The sequence below is a fragment of the Secundilactobacillus similis DSM 23365 = JCM 2765 genome (genome assembly GCF_001311075.1).
In the GTDB taxonomy this organism is placed as follows: Bacteria; Bacillota; Bacilli; order Lactobacillales; family Lactobacillaceae; genus Secundilactobacillus; species Secundilactobacillus similis.
In genome coordinates, this window is the sequence record NZ_BBAD01000007.1 from 14,755 (window position 1) to 32,618 (window position 17,864).

At 46.7% G+C, this 17,864-nt stretch carries 11 protein-coding genes and 5 pseudogenes; 13 read left to right on the forward strand and 3 right to left on the reverse strand.

Going from position 1 to position 17,864, the window contains the following annotated elements:
* Positions 1-151: 151 nt before the first annotated feature.
* The 5 genes and pseudogenes from JCM2765_RS02630 to JCM2765_RS02650 all read left to right on the forward strand — a co-directional run bounded on the left by JCM2765_RS02630 (position 152) and on the right by JCM2765_RS02650 (position 3,260).
* On the forward strand, positions 152-565 hold the full coding sequence (locus JCM2765_RS02630; protein ID WP_082404967.1) for a GNAT family N-acetyltransferase: 414 nt from the start codon (positions 152-154) through the stop codon (positions 563-565).
* 496 nt (positions 566-1,061) lie between these two features.
* Positions 1,062-2,050, forward strand: a pseudogene (tdcB, locus tag JCM2765_RS02635) (bifunctional threonine ammonia-lyase/L-serine ammonia-lyase TdcB).
* Between the two features lie 142 nt (positions 2,051-2,192).
* Entirely contained in the window at positions 2,193-2,498 is a 306-nt protein-coding gene (locus JCM2765_RS02640; protein ID WP_054733412.1) for a hypothetical protein, read from the forward strand.
* A complete protein-coding gene (locus JCM2765_RS02645; RefSeq protein ID WP_162231388.1) occupies positions 2,456-2,680 on the forward strand; it encodes a GNAT family N-acetyltransferase in 225 nt (74 codons plus the stop codon). Before JCM2765_RS02640 ends, JCM2765_RS02645 begins: the two co-directional genes overlap by 43 nt.
* Before the next feature lie 118 nt (positions 2,681-2,798).
* Positions 2,799-3,260 (forward strand): DUF8821 family protein, encoded by a 462-nt coding sequence (locus JCM2765_RS02650; RefSeq protein ID WP_054733414.1) that lies wholly within the window; start codon positions 2,799-2,801, stop codon positions 3,258-3,260.
* Between the two features lie 94 nt (positions 3,261-3,354).
* On the opposite strand, the gene JCM2765_RS18960 is transcribed toward JCM2765_RS02650, so the two are convergent.
* From JCM2765_RS18960 to JCM2765_RS02665, 3 genes are all read right to left on the reverse strand, one after another.
* On the reverse strand, positions 3,355-4,920 hold the full coding sequence (locus JCM2765_RS18960; protein ID WP_054733417.1) for a DUF5776 domain-containing protein: 1,566 nt from the start codon (positions 4,918-4,920) through the stop codon (positions 3,355-3,357).
* A complete protein-coding gene (locus tag JCM2765_RS02660; protein WP_054733420.1) occupies positions 4,893-6,641 on the reverse strand; it encodes a LamG domain-containing protein in 1,749 nt (582 codons plus the stop codon). The genes JCM2765_RS18960 and JCM2765_RS02660 overlap by 28 nt, the downstream gene beginning before the upstream one ends.
* A gap of 531 nt (positions 6,642-7,172) precedes the next feature.
* On the reverse strand, positions 7,173-7,877 hold the full coding sequence (locus JCM2765_RS02665; protein WP_054733423.1) for a hypothetical protein: 705 nt from the start codon (positions 7,875-7,877) through the stop codon (positions 7,173-7,175).
* Between the two features lie 774 nt (positions 7,878-8,651).
* On the opposite strand from JCM2765_RS02665, the gene ilvB reads away from it, so the two are divergent.
* From ilvB to JCM2765_RS18655, 8 genes and pseudogenes are all read left to right on the forward strand, one after another.
* Positions 8,652-10,313 (forward strand): biosynthetic-type acetolactate synthase large subunit, encoded by a 1,662-nt coding sequence (gene ilvB, locus JCM2765_RS02670; RefSeq protein WP_054733426.1) that lies wholly within the window; start codon positions 8,652-8,654, stop codon positions 10,311-10,313.
* Positions 10,314-10,438: 125 nt separating this feature from the next.
* A pseudogene (ilvC, locus tag JCM2765_RS02675) lies at positions 10,439-11,457 on the forward strand (ketol-acid reductoisomerase).
* Between the two features lie 658 nt (positions 11,458-12,115).
* Positions 12,116-12,912 (forward strand): annotated as a pseudogene (locus JCM2765_RS02680) (ABC transporter ATP-binding protein).
* A 566-nt stretch (positions 12,913-13,478) separates the two neighbouring features.
* Positions 13,479-14,156 (forward strand): YoaK family protein, encoded by a 678-nt coding sequence (locus JCM2765_RS02685; protein ID WP_225351935.1) that lies wholly within the window; start codon positions 13,479-13,481, stop codon positions 14,154-14,156.
* Between the two features lie 250 nt (positions 14,157-14,406).
* Positions 14,407-14,894 (forward strand): annotated as a pseudogene (locus JCM2765_RS02690) (FeoA family protein).
* A 491-nt stretch (positions 14,895-15,385) separates the two neighbouring features.
* Positions 15,386-16,886: pseudogene (gene feoB, locus JCM2765_RS02695) on the forward strand (ferrous iron transport protein B); the annotation flags it as partial.
* Between the two features lie 146 nt (positions 16,887-17,032).
* The gene (locus tag JCM2765_RS16990; protein ID WP_156301651.1) at positions 17,033-17,194 is read left to right on the forward strand and encodes a FeoB-associated Cys-rich membrane protein; all 162 of its coding nucleotides are present in this window, start codon (positions 17,033-17,035) and stop codon (positions 17,192-17,194) included.
* 522 nt (positions 17,195-17,716) lie between these two features.
* On the forward strand, positions 17,717-17,848 hold the full coding sequence (locus JCM2765_RS18655) for a hypothetical protein (protein ID WP_263849298.1): 132 nt from the start codon (positions 17,717-17,719) through the stop codon (positions 17,846-17,848).
* The last annotated feature ends 16 nt before the right edge of the window (positions 17,849-17,864 follow it).

Genomic DNA, 17,864 nt, shown 5'->3' on the forward strand with positions numbered 1-17,864 from the left:
CGTGCTGCGCTCAACCCGTCTCGCTCCGCACACTATACTCTGCTATAATAAATAAACGTGCACAAAACGAGATATAACCATTATTTTAGGAGGTACCAAGGTGAAAGTAACAGTTAAGAAAACATCGGAATTGACGGTGCCAGAGTTATTGATGATCACCAAGGAGCGGATTCGGGTCTTCGTGGTTGAACAGGACTGCCCGTATCAAGAAATTGATGATCAAGATGACCAAGCGCTACACGTCATGCTCACGGTTAACGGCGAGTTTGCGGCGTATACTCGAATTGTTGAGCACGCTGACCACGTTCACATGAGTTTTGGCCGGGTGCTAGTGATCAAACGGTTCCGGGAACAACACCTTGGCTACCAAGTTGTGGCGGCAACGATTGCTGAGATTAAAGCGCGCTACCCAGAACGGGACGTGAAAATCGCTGCGCAGAACTACCTCAAGGCATTTTACGAATCCTTTGGGTTTAAGGCGGTTTCGGACGTTTATCTGGAGGATAACATTCCACACATTGATATGGAACTGCGGTTGTCGGAACCAACCAGCGATGAGATGTAGCGTTAATCAACTGAATTAAATTGAGAACGTCGTGGTGGCCTGAACATGGTTAGCCACGGCTTTTTTTACTTGGCATTTGCCAAAAAGCTATTTTACCAAGAATCTAATACTAATTATAAAAAATGTCATTTTTTGATTGACATTCTTTTTTGAGACCGATATGATAACCCCACAAGCTAACCAATTGAATGTGAATCAAACACGTTGAAAAGAACAGTAACGCTGGCAACCTTCTAAAGAGACTACCGAGTGGTGAGATGGTAGGTTGGACGTCAGGGTGAAGATCATCTTGGAGTGGCGGTGACGACAACAGTTGCCGATGGGAGCGCCCATTACAGCGACGGCTTATCTTCGGCAACGAACGTAAGCTTGAGGCTTTATTTTGAGAAGCAAATAATAGGTGGTACCGCGGAAACGCCCTATGGACTGTGATAGTCTGTGGGCGTTTTTTCGCGTTTAACGGGATTTGATAAACAAACTTAAAGGAGTGGTCAGGATGATTAATACAAGCACAAACAGCGTTGTTTCAAGTACATATGATTTGGTGAACATGCACGATATTCAGGAGCCAGAACCATTGTGGGCCAATATGCTCGCAAAACACCACTCATGCAGTCGATGTTTTTGAGCCGCAACGTTACGGGTGGTAACGTCTTTTTGAAGTTGGAAAATACCCAGTTGACCGGCTCCTTCAAGTTTCGGGGCGCCAATAATAAAATCAACCATTTGACGGATGCCGAAAAAGCGCGTGGCGTTATTGCGGCCTCTGCCGGCAACCACGCTCAAGGTGTAGCACTGACTGGTAAGTTGCTGGGCATCGAAACAACCGTCGTGATGCCTGAAGAAGCCCCCAAAATGAAGCGGGATGCCACAGCCGGTTACGGCGCAAGTGTTGATATTCACGGGGCAACCTTTGACGACTCATACGCGTGGATGGCGAAACGGGCTGAACGCGAAGGTAAAACCATCGTGGATCCGTTCAATGACCGATACGTCATTGCGGGTCAGGGGACGATCGGGTTGGAGATTCTTGAAGATATGTGGGACGTTGATACGGTCATCGTGCCCATCGGTGGCGGTGGGATGATTTCTGGCATCGCAACGGCGTTGAAGTCATACAACCCCAGCATCCACGTTGTTGGGGTGCAGTCCGAAAACGTTCACGGCATGGCGTCATCCTTAGCAGCGGGGCAAATCATGACTCAGCACGATGATTTCACACTGGCTGACGGGACTGATGTTGCCACACCGGGGGATTTAACCTTTGAAATCTGCCGAAACTTAGTGGATGAAGTGGTACTCGTCAACGAAATGGATATCGCGCGGGCGATGAAGGACCTTATGCAGCGGACAAAGGTTGTCGCAGAAGGCGCCGGGGCCTTGCCAACCGCAGCCTTGGAAGCCCACAAAATTGATGATTACTGGGTTAAGAACAAGAAAGTAGTTGCCTTGGTTTCGGGCGGGAACGTTGATTTAGCCGGTTAGCCGGGGTCATGGGGAAGTTTTGTTAACACATTTGAATATGAACTTATAGCGGCATGACTTTCGATTTTGGAAGTCTGTGCCGCTATTGGTTTAAATTCAGGAGGTAGTTGCGCTAAACTAGTTATTGAGGGAGGGACGACCCATGATTCAAATAATTAACGCAACCTCGAAAACGGATTTCGATGCCGTTCGAGAACTCTATTACGAGACTTGGCAAGCTGCCTATGCGGGGTTGCTACCGGCCTCGTTCTTAGCGCACTTGACTAAGGCGCGATGGCATCCGGAAACGCAGTGGCGAACGCTATTATTGGCGGTGACTGAAACCGGGCAGATCGTTGGCGTCTGTCGATATGGTAAGGCCCGTTTGCCAAAATACAGTGCTGGGGTGAACTGCAGTCGATTTACGTGTTACCAGCGTGGCAACATCAAGGCGTTGGTGCCCAATTGATACGGGTTTCGCAAGCGCGGTTGGCGGCCGAGTACGACCGAGCCTATTTAGCGGTACTGGACAGCAACCTAAGTGCACAACGGTTTTATCAGCAAATTGGGTTCCAACTGACAGCGGATGTTCAGCACCAACAAACGCCCGATGGTGCGCTAACGACGGTTATTATGACAACAACGTTCTAACGATAAAAAACACCCAAACTAACGCTGGTAAATCCACTTCCGAGCGATATAATGGAGGATATCAATGGCGTGAACGCCGTAATTGAGACCGACATCGTGTCGGAACAGGAGGAGTAACATGAGCTACCAAGTTGATTTTAAGACGGTTTCAGAGGTGGGATTGGCAAGTTCACCGGTTGCCCCAGCCTTGGCTGGTTTGCGGGCGAACGAAGCGCGGTATTTTTGGAACAAATTCAAGTTCACCTTCGTGACTGAACCAGCGGCCGACCATCCAGAAATTCTGGCGTACGTGAACGATGTGCTCAGTGAACGGGAGCTGGAAATCGCTGCGAAACCGCTAGAAGTCGCTCAATTTGAAGTTGAGGGGACGAAGTGGACTTACGTCTTCTATGAAGATGGCTTGAGTATCAACGTGATGTACAGCCTTGATCCGGAAGGCAAGCGAGCGGTGGGCTTTAAATTGTCAGACGGCATGGAAGTGCCAGCTGAATTAGCTGATAAGTTCAAGTTCGCCCGGCAACGGTCAAAGTTGGCGGGGACGATTCGCGGGAGTTATTTCAAAATTAAAGCGGAACATTAAGTAGGACATACAAAACACCGACGCCATGCGCCGGTGTTTTTGTATGTTTGAGGGAGTGTTCAAAATTAAAGTGGCTTGATGGGTGTAATCAAGGTTAATGCATGACTTGAACTTGGTGCTTATCAGCAGTGACGTAAGTGCCGTTGCTGAGTTGAAGGCGAACGTGCTGGCCGTCTTTAACGATTCGTTTAACGGACAGTTTAGCCTTAGCGTTGTAGTGGGATGCCTTCTTGCTGAGCCCCTTATCGCGGAAGCTGTTAAGGCCCTTAGGTGCGATGACCTTAACGCGGGTAACCTTGCTGGTGTACTCAGTTGCCGTGACGAGTCGCTTGTTGGTAGTGATGTAACCCACCTTGTTGAAGGTCTTAGATTTACGGTTCAAATCCTTCACCTTGTAACGGTAGCCATCCTTGGTGTGAACCCGGTTCAGCAAGCTAAAGCGTGGCCAAAGGTTTTGCTTAGCAGCCTTAAACCAGCGGTGAAGCGTGGACTTCGTGAAGTGGGTGGACTTGTAGAAGCCGAGTTTGCCGGTGGCGTAGAGGTGCTTGGCCTTTTTACTTGGCGTTGGTTTAACTTGATGGCCGTGATTTGGTTTTTCGGGTACGGGTGTTGGCGTTTGATTGTTATCAGGTTGGCTTGGTTTTTGATCTGGTTTGTTTGTGGCGTTGTTATTGTTGCTACCACCGTTTTGAGTACCAGATTGGTTACCGTTATTGCTGTTGCCATGGTTACCTGATCCATTACCGTTATTGTCGGTTGAATGGTCGTTGTTGGTTTCGTTGAATAGGTCGACTAGAATTTCTTGGCCAGTCTGAGTACCGATCATTGCTTGGTTGATTGTTGCTGGCCTGTTACCATTTTTAAAGTTCAAGGTGACGAAACCATTCTTAGAAGATGGTTGTTCATCAAAGCTAAGTGTAAGCGTTAATACACCGTTTTTAACGCTTTGACGAAGAATTTTAGTACCACTGTTAGCTGGTAATTTAACATCAGTTAAAGTACGACCAGCTAAGTTAATTCGCATATCGGCAGTTCGTACAAGGTGTTTTAAATTACCAAGCTTTAAGTCAGCGTGGTTACCTTTTTGAGTTAAGGTAATTGCTTCGACGTCCCGGTGCTTTTTACTTAAGTCAGTTTGATCAAGAAAGGCGGATTTATCAAATACCTTACCGGTCATTGAAGCTGGTTGCTCAGCTTGGAGTGCGTGTAAAATAAGCGGGCTAATATCGGCGTTACTACCGCCTTTGAGACGACGGCCATTGTCAATAGTTTCGCCGCCAAGTGCCATGAAGATGTTGGTGTTTGATTCGGTAGTATCTTGACCGTGGTCCCGAGAAACACCACCATGGTCGGCATTGGCGATAACCAGCGTGTCATGAATATGGCCAGTCGCAATCAACTTATCCATAATGCCTTTAAAGAGACCGTCATAGGCGGCGTATTCATGCCAGTACTTATCATTGTAAAAACCAGTACCGTGACCAGTGTGATCCATGTAATCGGTTTGAACATAAGTCAGTGCAGTATTATCAAACTCGGCTTGGCCGATGTAGTCGGCTACATCCTTGAATGAATGCTTCAAGACGGAATACTTCGATGTTACCGCTGCGTCAGGTTCAACGATTCCGTTGATTAATGGTCCCCATTCAGAAAAAACCATCTTGGATTGGTTGGGGTTGTCAGCCTGAAGCGCCTTGAAGACGGATGGGTATTTTGGCGTTGCTTTATCAAGGTCAGAGAAGTAACTGTTACCGGCAATGCTGTTGGTAATTGATAGTCTTTGTCCATTGCGCCCCAAGTTACACCATGTAACATGGACGTGTAGTTTTGGGCGGAAATGGAAGGTACAACTGCATGAGCAGTCGTACTCATTGCAAATTGTTTGTTGAAGAGATCCATTGTGTACGTGTTTTCACGCTTTGCAAGGGTCTCGGCGTCAGTTTTCCAAACAGGATGGTGATCATTGTCTGGAGCGTAGTACATTCCTTTAGGGTCCCAAGGGTTCCCACCGCCATCGGTTGTTAAGACAATGACGTGTTTGTAAGGATGGATGACAGCTTCCTGCGCAACTGCTGCTTTTTTATCAGCGGGTGCAAGTGCAATGTCTCCGGCACCAACAATACCATCGCCGTTGTAGTCGGCAGATTTTGAGCCGTGAATCGTAATGTTTTGGTCACCGTCAATCTTTAGCTTAGGTGATTGAACCGGCGTGTTATTGATGGAAAACTCAGTCTTACCGAAGCTAATTTTGGTTTTGCTTGTAGTACCAGATGCTACTGGTTTAGCTCTGAGTTGAATTTTAGCTAATCGAGTTTGACCGTAGTTTTTAAAATCGTTACCGGACATTGGTCCCATTGAACGAACTCGAATGACCCCTGGACCAGCAGGAAGTGCAATGGTACCAGAGTGTGATTGAGTTGCACCAACGTAATCGAAACGTTCGGGATCATAATGAATTTCGTAGGTAGCATGGTTAATATCACCAGATTCCAACTGACGGCTGTGAACGTTAAATTCATAAATGTGTCCTGCAACAACATCGCTAGCACCTAATAATCGCGCTTCCATTGATTGTTCAACAATAGGAGTGGGTGCAACGTTGACCTGAGCGTTATCGTTTAAGGCCTTAATCTCGTCACTTGAAAGTGCGTGGTCGTAAACTCGAGCCGTTTTAATTTCTCCAGTCATGAAGGATTCGGCTTTAAAGTTATCGGCACTATCGCCACCAAGAACAAAGTGGTTGATGTTAGTTCCCGTTGCTAATTTTAACTTACCAGCAGGAACGGGAATTGTACTAACCAAACTACCATTTAGATAAAGCTTAACGGCTTTACCTGCTTTATCGATGACCCCGACAGCATGGACCCACTTGCCGGGTTGTAGTGCAGCATGTGGTTGTCTGTAACCGCCGTCAACGTGGGCGAAGAAAGTCACTTGACCGTTTACGGTACCTAAGCCGAAACCACCGCTGTTTTGGTTAGACAAGATATCATGTTCACCAGAGGTGCTGGCTTTAGGATCATAACGGAAAAAGGCTTCGATTGCCATGCCGTCGCTAAGTTTGGTGTATTGATCCTTATCAACGGGCAGACTGTAAGCTGATTTACCATCTAACTTAATGACCTTTTGATCACCCTTTAAACCCGTTGCCGTAGCAATGGTTGGAGTACCAATGGTGTTGATGGTTTTGAATTGCTGTGCCTGATCGGTTAATTTACCGTTAGACAACTGCAAGTCGGAAAATGCTTTAGGCAGGCTAACTTGGCGAGCTGTTTGCGTGATGCTTGGGGTGGTAGTACTAGCATTAACCGCAGCCGGTACAGCAACGGACAACAAGGTGGCGGAACAGAGTAAGGCACTTGCGATAACTCTTGGTTTCACTATTAATCACTCCAGATATCAGATTTAGATGGGTGGGTGAGCAGACAAAAACGATCAATTAGTGACAGTGCATAGGCGAACAACTTAATTTTTTATGATTAGAATTTGTAAGTTGACTATGCAGTTGCCGTAATTGGTCGAATTCACGTTGCTTAACCTCAACTAAGAGTGTAGCAAGTGGATGTAAAGGTTCGTTGTTGGTTGTGTAAAAGATATGTATCTATTACTTAAACGTTATGAAATTTTGTAGAAAGTGATTTAATTTTGTGATAATTGATAATCAAACTAAGTTATAAAAGTGAATGAATATCTTAGAATTAGTGGGTAAATACAATGTCGAATTACGCCAATTAAAATTAACCGCCTATAAACGTTGTTATATCAAGGATAATCAACGCTTGAAACATGAATGATTCGGTGAATCAATGCATAAAAATTAACGTCTTTCTTCCTATTATATAGTGTTTACAAAGCAACATGAAAAAGTCCCCGCTAGCATGATTGCTAGTGAGGACTTCTAATGATTTAAATTTAGTTACCCATGTAAATCCGAGTAATTACCGATTCACCAGTTTTTTGAATCCACTGGTTTGAGGCAATCATGGGGTGGTAAGTATCCAAGATGAAGGCGGGTTCCAATGATTGGGCGGTCCCGAAGTTCAGTTGGTTATTATCGATGCACAGGCCAATATCGGTGGATTTGGCAAGCAACGGTGCAACGGCGGTTAAAGCTTTGATGTTCAGTTGGCTCAGGGTGATGGCGTCAATGTTGGCAGTCCGGGCGATCTTGATGCGTTCTTGGATGCCCTTCAAGCCGTAAGTTTCAAAACCACTGAGGTTGATCATGAGTTCGATGTCGGTGCCAGCTAAGCGTTTACTCACCTGCTTCAACAGTTTGTTGAAGTTAAGGGTGGTGTAGGGGTGACCCTCTGCATCGAAGTCGTTAATGATGATCGTGTCAGCACCGTTGTCTGCCAAGGTTGCGGCAGTGTCGGCGATGCTGGTTGCGTCAGTAAAGGTGGGTGCTGCTTCAGCCAATAACTTGACATCAGTAGTGGTCCTCATGCACTTAAGATACTGGGCATATTCGGGTAGGCTGAGCGCTTCATCAGTGTTGGGGCCTAATAATTGAGCAGCCACGGAGTTTTGGTCTAAGTAGAGTGAATCAAACCCTTGGGATTCAAAATATTTTGCCATTGGTGCATTAGCGGTTGCTAGGATAATACTAGATGTCATTGATATCATTCCTTTCAAAGAATTAAGTGAGTTATCGGCTGTGGTGGTGACGTTTGAGAACAACAAGAAAGCGCCCTTTGAAGAAGCGAGTTCTTCAAAGGGCGCTTTTAACGCGGTACCACCTTTATTTTACAGTTATTAATTGACTGTCTTATCTGATACGCGGTTGCGTACCAGCTGGGATAATGGCCAGAGCCAGAAATCAAGTTGCCGTGGAGCTACTTTCATCGTTGGGTTGGATTCCGTTTCAGCTTACCGGAACTCTCTGAGCCGAACCTGCGCGATTACTTTTTCCACGTTGAATTTCTTAATCGTGTTCTCATTTCTGTTTAATATAGCACAGTTTATCACAAAAGGATAGGGGTAAAGCAAATTTAAATTTAGATTAGAGAAGCTTAAAGCGTTCGGATGTATTAATAGGAAGTTTTTGTATATTAATAGTTATTTTAGCGGGGATTTTATTGATGATCAAATTAGTGGTCATTAACGGATTAACCGATAGTGCTGGTATCAAGGCTATCCTGAATTAAAAAAGTTAAAATATTTTCACCGGCGTTATTAAGTAGTATAAAAAAATAAAATGCATAACTAAATTAAAAAAACATTAGATTTCGTGTTGACAATTCTCGCGGAGATGTTAAAGTAATACACATCACGAAGCACATAGCACAAACGCAACACCAACAAGTTAATCTAATTTTCATTTTCGTTTCGTGAGATTAGGTTTGATATCTCGAAAGGATGTGAATCAATATTGTGTGCAAATAAAGTTGAATCAGGGCCGCGATCCTTGTCGATAGTTTAAAGCAACAAGGCGTAGACAGAATTTTCGGTTATCCAGGTGGCGTTATTTTAGGATTATTCGATGCCATGTACGATGACGATTTCAACTGTATCCTCGTTCGTCACGAACAGGGCGCAACACATGCAGCTGAGGGCTACGCTAAAGCAACTGGTAAGACGGGTGCCGTTATCGTCACAAGTGGTCCAGGTGCTAGTAACACAATCACCGGTATCGCTGATGCCATGATGGATTCCGTACCATTAGTTGTTTTCACTGGCCAAGTTGGACACGCCGTTTTAGGCACTGAAGCTTTCCAGGAACTTGACATCATCGGCGTTTCAAAGCCAATCGTTAAAGCCAACTTCCAACCTAAGAACGCTGCTGAATTACAACAAACGATCAAGCGCGCCTTTGAAATCGCACAAGAAGGTCGTAAAGGACCAGTATTGATCGACTTACCGAAGGATGTTCTTGGTGGTGAAGCAACATTTGATCCAGATGCGAAGGCGCAGCCAGAAGCAAAGGGTCAAGACTTCTCAACTGAAACGCTTGAAGCCGGATTGAAAGCTTTAAGTCAAGCCAAGAAGCCAATTGCAATCGCCGGTGGCGGGATCACATTATCAGAAGCAACCGACGAATTCAATGAGTTTATACATAAATGGCAATTACCAACCGTTTCAACCTTACTAGGATTAGGGAACGTGAAAGATGACGATCCATTATTCTTAGGCATGGGTGGTCATCACGGGACCTACGCATCAAACATGGCGTTAGCCGAAACCGACTTTATCGTCAACATCGGTTCTCGATTCGATGATCGGTTAGTCCCAACTCCAGCAGGCTACACGGACGGCAAGACAATTCTACATATTGACATTGATACGAAAGAATTAAACAAGACGTTCGAAACCAAGTTTGCGGTAAATGCAGACGCTAAGGCCGCTTTAAAAGCTATCTTAGCAAGCGATACCCAACCTGGTGACACTTCTGAATGGCGCAAGACTACCGCCGAATGGCGGGGCACGAAGCCTGATCGGGCAAAGGGTGCAGATCAACCTGATACCTTTGATCCAGAAGAAGTAATTGCTGCCGCTGGTCGGGCAACGAACGGTGACGCAACCGTTGTTACCGACGTTGGCCAACACCAAATGTGGGCCGCTCACGCTTATCAATTTAACCGACCACGTCAAATCATCACTTCTGGCGGATTTGGGACAATGGGGTATGGCTTACCAGCCGCTTTAGGAGCTAAGTTAGCTCGACCTGACAAGGAAACGATCTTATTCGTTGGTGATGGTGGCTTCCAGATGACGAGTGAAGAACTCGAAGTTGCTGCTACCGAAGACATTAACATTAAGATCTTCTTGTTAAACAACAACGTGTTAGGCATGATTCGGCAATGGCAAGGCGCCTTCTTCGGTCAACACTATTACCGGTCAGAATTCCATCAACAACCAGATTTTGAGAAGTTAATGGAAGCGTACGGCTTAAAGTACCGCAAGTTATCTAAGGATGAAGACTTGGATGCTCAAATGAAGGACATTTTTGCGGATCCAGCAACGACTTTAATTGAAGTCCCAGTTTCAGACGCAGAACAAGCCTACCCATGGGTTACCCCAGGTCACAAGAACAACGAAATGATCGGCATGTAACTACCCGCTCACACTTTAAGGAGGTGAGGCGTATAAGGTCACAGGAACGTTCATATAACAGCGGTTGTTAACCACTGTTGCACCACAATTATAAAAAATTCATTACATATATCGGAGGAATTCACATGAGTGTAGAAATGTTGTACGAAAAAGATGTTACCACTAACTATTTGCAAGGTAAGAAAATCGCGTTTATCGGCTATGGTGCCCAAGGTCACGCCCAAGCTAACAACTTACGCGATTCAGGCTACGATGTTATCGTCGGTGTTCGTCCAGGTAAGTCATTTGACGCTGCCAAGACTGACGGCTTCGATGTATTCACCCCAGCAGAAGCAGCCAAGCAAGCTGACTGGATCCAAATGTTAACTCCTGATGAAGTTATGTCAGACGTTTACAAAGAATCTATTGCGCCTAACCTTGAAGAAGGTAACGTATTAGGCTTCTCACATGGTTTCAACGTGTACTACAAAGAAATCGTTCCTCCTACCAACGTTGACGTTGTTATGATGGCCCCTAAAGGCCAGGTAACCTTTGCCGTCGTACTTACAAAGAAGGTTTTGGTGTTCCCGCATTATACGGTTACGAACAAGACTTCTCTGGCCATGCCGAAGACCTTTCAAAGGAATTCGCCAAGGGTAACGGTGCCGCTCGTGCCGGCCTCTTGAAGACTACGTTCAAGGAAGAAACTGATGAAGACCTCTTCGGTGAACAAAACGTCCTTATGGGTGGTGTTACTTCCCTTATCGAAACTGGTTTCGAAGTCTTGACTGAAGACGGGTACTCACCACAGTTGGCTTACTTCGAAGTTGAACACGAAATGAAGTTGATCTGTGACCTGATCTACGAAGGCGGCTTCAACAAGATGTACGCCGATTGCTCAAACACTTCAGAATACGGTTCATACGTCATCGGACCTCGTGTCATCGGCCCAGAATCAAAAGCTGCTATGAAGCAAGCTTTGAAGGAAATCCAAGACGGTACCTTTGCCAAGAACTTTATGGATGACTACCGTGCCGGCTTCCCAGACTTGTACAAGATGCGTGAACGTTCAGCTAACTCACAATTGTCACAAGTTGGTGCAGAACTCCGTGCCCACATGCCATTCGTTAATGAAGCTGACAAGTACAGTACGCCAGAAAACTAATCTAATTCCTTTCGCGAGTTAATTAGATTAATAAAAGAGAGATTCGAATTCGAACCCAGAGAGGTTTGGGTTGGGGTCTCTTTTTTTAGAGTGCGAAATAGGGCGCCCAGAGACCGGAGCATAAGTGCTTCCGCTAAAAGCCCTAGGGCGTTGGGGCTTTTAGGCGGAAGGCACTTATGTGCAGGTCTTTGCCCTATTTCGCACGTTTCGGCGCGGAGGCCAGAAGGCACTTAAGTGGGCAAACTTCACAATGAAAACTGAATCCCAAGAAGTCAAAGCCAACCAAGCGCCGAAAACAACGTAATAGCAAAGCGCGTTGCCGGTACCACCTTGTGTAAGCGAACGGCCCGGGTCTGGCTTTTGGGTGGGACGCCCTTAGGTGCAACTCTCAGTTTTATTTCGCACGTTTCGGCGCGGAGGCCAGAAGAAGCTTAAGGCAGACAAACTTCACAGTGGAAGCTGAACCCCAAGAACGCAGAGCCAACCAAGCGCCGAAAACAAAGTAACAGCAAAGCACGTCGCCAGCATCACACAACGTACTCTAAAAAGCTAAAACTAGTTCCTCCAAAATAAAAGCACGACTAGTACAAACCATTCCCGCCATCCAACTACGACGGGAATCCTACATAACTAACTCATTATCGAAAGAGGTGCTCCAATGGAACGAATCCTAAAATTTGACGACGTCTCCGTCACCCGTGGCGTTGCCCGTCAAGGCTACAAAGAAATCTTAAAGCACATCAACTGGGAAGTGAAGAAGGGTGAAAATTGGGCCATTCTAGGCTTAATGGTGCCGGAAAGACAACCATGTTAAAGATGATTCAGGGTGATTTATGGCCAACTAGCGGTCACCTTGAAGTGTTAGGTGGCGTCTTTGGTCACGTCAACATTCCCGAATTAAAGACTAAGGTTGGCTGGGTCAGCACGGCGCTACAGGATCAACTGCATCCTGGCGATTCAGTTGAAAGTATCGTGTTATCTGGTAAATTCGCCAGTATTGGGGTGTATCAAGAAGTTACTCAGGCCGACATCGATGAAGCGCGGCAGGTGTTAACTGACATGGGTGGCGCTAAGCTGTTAGGGCGCCCATACGCCATCCTCTCGCAAGGGGAACGCCAATTGATTTTGATTGCGCGGGCAATGATGGCCCATCCGCAACTATTGATCTTGGACGAACCATGCAACGGCCTCGACTTATTTGCGCGCGAAGAATTACTAAAACGAGTGGCCCAAATCGCCGAAATGCCGGATCATCCAGCATTATTAATGGTCTCGCACTACACAGAAGAAATGCTCCCATGCTTCCAAAACGTGCTGTTACTTCGGCATGGCGAAATCATCAATCAGGGTGCGCGACATGATATTTTAAACGAAAAGACGCTCTCTGACTTTTATCAAAAGCCGATTCAAACGGTAACGATGCAGGGAGATCGGTTGGCGGTGTATCCAAAGTAGAGAGTGTGGAGAGAGGCGGTTAGGGACTGGAGCCCAAGGGACTTCCACCATAATCCCCGGGTTTTGGGGATTGTGGTGGAAGTCCCTTGGGTGCAAGCCCCTGCCTCTCGGAACACGTTTAGGCTTGGGGACAGAAACGCAGAGAGTGTGGAACAAAACGGGTTGAAAGCGGAGCCTAAGTTACTCCCGACAGAAAGGCTTGGTTTTCGGCTTTATGTCGGGAGTAACTTAGGTGCAGTTTTCAGTTTTGTGGAGCACGTTTAGGCTCGAGGACAGAAACGCAGTGCACGGAAATATGTTAGATATAGGTCATACCATCCCAAGACGTCATCGCCAAAAAATATTTCCACCATCATCTTACTCACATCGCCTAAACTTCGCCCTCAAACACGCCAAATCAACTCACACCAATAACCGCAAACTAATACACAATAAAATCGCTCCATATCACCTGGCATGCACAGTCACACCAGCAATATGGGGCGGTTTTCTTTGAGCTAAAGTATTTGTTCGCTTTCCAGATTCCTGCTACAATAGGGCAGCATTTTGAGGGGAAGGTGATCATTGTGAAACAAATTGTCTGGCACGAACGCACAGCGTTTGGGGCCTTACTGACCATGGCCGCAGGTGGGCTTGATGCCTATTCCTACCTTGAGCACGGAGAAGTATTTGCTGGATTGCAAACGGGGAATTTAATTCTATTCGGTGTTCAATTAGGCCAGGGTCACTTCGCTGGCAGTGGACGTTATTTGATATCGTTGACAGCGTTCTTTATCGGGACAATTATTGTGCGCGCCCTTCAAGAACATGCGTGGTTGGGGGCGCATGATAAGACGCGTAGGGAAACGATCGTGCTCTATGCGGCAGCGCTATTACTAGTCAGTGCGGCCATCAGCCCGTGGGTTTCTGATCAGGTCGCAACGGTGTTGTTGTCAATCGCAGCCGCTGCTGAGTTGCAGGAGTTCAGAAGGTTAAATGCAGGGCCGTTCACGCCGTTAATGATGACGGGGAACCTGCGAACACTTGCTGATAGCTTTTTCAGTGCGACGTGGCGCCATGATGCCGCGGCAAGTCAGCAATTACGACGCACTGGCACGATTATGTTAACCTTCGCAATTGGCGCTGGCTTAGTCGCATTTTTGCGTCAGTGGATGAGCGAGTTCACCGTGGTTGTGCCAGCGGTAGGGTTGTTAATCGCTTGGGGTTATCTGTTGATGACGCCAGCGGAAACGGGTGATGCGTAACCTACTTTGCACAGTTTGGATAGTTGCGGTCGATGATTCGACAATCATAGCGTCCTGGCGATTTGCCGGGACTTTTTAGGTTACCAACAACTGTACTTTCAAAACAAAACCTTCCTATTATATGTCCAATTTGATAAAGGTTATTTTACGAGGGATGCCAATGAATGTTAAGATTAAAATACAATGTGAAATTATATCCAAAATATGCTATATTTAAGTCATTAATTGCTGTGTAGAAGGACGTGACAATGTGAAGGCCTTATCTGAATTAAAGGAACGTGGAAAGTACATCATTGTTCAAGTGATTGGCGAGACGCGACTCGTTAAGCATTTGGCGGAAATTGGCATGATTGCCGGGAAGAACGTGACGGTGATTTCGTTAGCCACGGATAGCTCTGGATGATGATCTACTTCCAGGGTCAACGCTTGGCTATCAGTAACGATATTGCGCAGCGGATCGTTGTTCGAAACGTTGATGATAAATCCCCAGTAAAATTAAAGTCCTTAGCTGACCTGCACGTTAAACAGGCGGGAGTCATTCGAAAAATTCTGGGTGACCGAGCGTTACGGCGGCGGTTAATGGATATGGGATTGACGAATAATACGTTAATCAAAATCAAGCAAGTGGCACCGCTGGGCGATCCAATCGAGTTGATCGTTCGGGGCTATAAACTGAGTTTACGTAAACAGGAAGCCGCTTGCATTTTGTTAGAGGAGGTTGATGACGAATGGACATGAGTACGACCCTTGCCTTGGTAGGCAATCCAAATAGTGGCAAGACCACGTTGTTTAACGCGTTGACCGGCTCTAACCAACATATCGGCAACTGGCCGGGTGTGACGATTGAACGAAAGAGTGGCAAGCTAAAGCAAGATCATCAGATTGAAATTCAAGACTTGCCCGGTATCTATTCGCTGTCGCCATATAGTTCTGAGGAAATTATTACCCGGAACTACCTGCTTAACGACCAAGCGGACCGGTTGCTTGACGTGGTGGATGCGACTAACTTGGAACGCAATCTCTACCTCACGCTTCAGCTAATGGAAACGGGAATCCCGCTGGTCATGGGACTCAACATGATGGACCGCCTGCAAAAAGAGGGCAACCGGAAAATTAATTTAAAGAAACTCGAATACATATTAGGGGTTCCCGTCGTCAGCATTAGTGCGCTGAAGAAGCAACATATGCCGCAACTGATCAACCAGCTAGAAGCAACGAAGATCCCGGAATATAGCTATCCGGAGTATGATGCCGACTAGAATCCGCCATCAGTATGATTAGTGACCAAATTCGTGAAGTCGTGCCGGCGAAGCAACTGCGCTGGTACGCCATTAAGCTGTTTGAGCGGGACGAAGAAATCAGTGGCACCCTAACGTTAACGCCGGAACAGGAACGCGAAATTGAGGCCACCATCAACACCACCGAAAAAATCTACGATGATGTGAGTGACAGTATCGTCGTCAATGCGCGGTACGACTTTATCGCGCGGGTGATGAACATGTGTGTGATCGATGCGGATGATTTCCGAATGTCGTGGAGCGACCGGGTTGACCGAATCGTGACGAACCGGTTTCTGGCGTTACCGATCTTCGTGTTCGTCATGTGGGTCGTCTACTACCTGTCGATTCAAACGGTTGGGACGATTGGGAGCAACTGGATGAACGACGTCCTGTTTGGTAAATGGGTGCCGGATTTCGCCACCAACGTGCTAACGATGTGGCACATTCAACCGTGGCTGAAGAGTTTGGTGGTGAATGGTATCATCAACGGGATCGGTTCGGTGCTAGGCTTCTTGCCGCAGATCATGATGCTATTCCTATGTTTAGGCATCCTTGAAGATTGTGGCTACATGGCACGCATCTCATTCGTGATGGACCGCGTCTTTCACCGGTTTAACCTCTCCGGCAAATCGTTCATCCCGATGCTGATTGCGACTGGTTGTGGCGTTCCCGGTATCATGGCGACGCGAACGATTGAAAGCGAAAAGGACCGTCGAATGACAATCATGCTAACGACGTTCATGCCGTGTTCCGCCAAGCTAACCATTATCGCGCTGGTCAGTGGCACCTTCTTCCCGCAAAATACCTGGGTGGCGCCATCAGCTTACTTTATGGGCATTCTCGCGTGGTATTTTCCGGCATCTTCCTTAAGAAGACGAAGTTGTTTAGTGGTGCGCCGGCGCCGTTTGTGATGGAGCTACCCGCTTATCATTTACCGCGCTTTACTAACATGGTTCAAAGCGTTTGGTTGCGAGCGCGGTCGTTCGTGATCAAGGCGGGGACGATCATTTTCCTATCCTGCGTGGGCATCTGGTTCCTGTCGAGCTTTAACTGGCGGCTCCAAATGGTGGGACAGAATCAAAGTATGTTGAAGACGTTGGGTTCACTGATTGCACCATTGTTTGCGCCACTTGGTTTTGGCGATTGGCACGCAACCGTAGCCGTTATCGCTGGGTTGGTTGCTAAAGAGAACTGTGTGGGTGTTTTGCACATCACCTTTGGCGCCGGCAGTAATCAGGCGGCCTTTGCAACGGCGCTCCGGACAGTGTACACACCGATGGCTGGTTATGCGTTCTTAGTATTTAACCTCCTGTGTGCCCCGTGCTTTGCATCGATTGGGACGATGTACAAGGAGTTTGGTGATACGGGCTGGACGTTGCGGGCAGTGGGGTATCAAACCTTAGTGGCCTACATGGCGTCAGTCGTCATTTATCAAGGGTCGCAAGTGTTTGCGGCGAACTTCTCACCAGTCGGCTGATTATCGCCGCGATTGCGTTGGGATTAATGATCTACGGTGTCTTCTTAAAACGAGAACAAGCAGAACCCGAGTTAACGTTGAGCTAACGCGAGTGGTGACAAACGAAGGGAGTTTTGGCGATGTCGACAATTATCTTAGCAGCGTTTATCTTGGTTGCGGTAATTTTAGTTGTTTACTTACGCTTCTTCAAAAAAGGTGCCGAATCTGGCTGCCATAGTTGTTCGGAGGTCGGCTGTCCGTTGGCGGATCAGGCAAGGTTGATGAAGAATAAGAAGGCGTAGAGTGCGAACTGAAGCGGTTAAAGAGTGGAGTACAAGCGGCCCCTGATAAGACTACCCGGTTTTTGGGTAGTCTTATCAGGGGCCGCTTGTATGCAACTCTTTGCTTCAGTTCGCACGTTTCGGCGCGGTGGCCAGAAGGCGTTAAAGGCTGACAAGTTAGCCAAATTAAACGAACCCCAAGAAGACCAATTCAATAAGCGCCGAAAATAACGTAGCAGGAAAGCACGTCGCCGAAACCGGACGGAAATCGAGGCGCATTATATATGCAACGCTTTGCTTCAGTTAGAATCTCGCCAGAACCAAATAGTAAATAGAAAGGGCGTAATACTAGATTTAATTGAAAAGTACCGATAAGTACCTACTCATTACAAACCAACCCCAATCACGCATTTCTAATCAAAACAGTCAATTTAAGTTAACGTTAAGCTCCAGTTAAGTTGCCATTAAGCTCGCCTCGGTAAACTAGAGTCATTAAGTTGATAGAGAAAAGCAACTGCCAATAACGAAAGGATGTCTTGCCTTATGACTGTAACGACCGCACCGATGAACAACAACCCAATGAACGCTGTTTTGAGAACGAACCAACACCTTGTAATTAAAATGCCACCAGTGACCTTGCCGGAGGATCCAAAGCAGCGGATTTTGCCAAGATAGCAGAGAGTGGAATGAA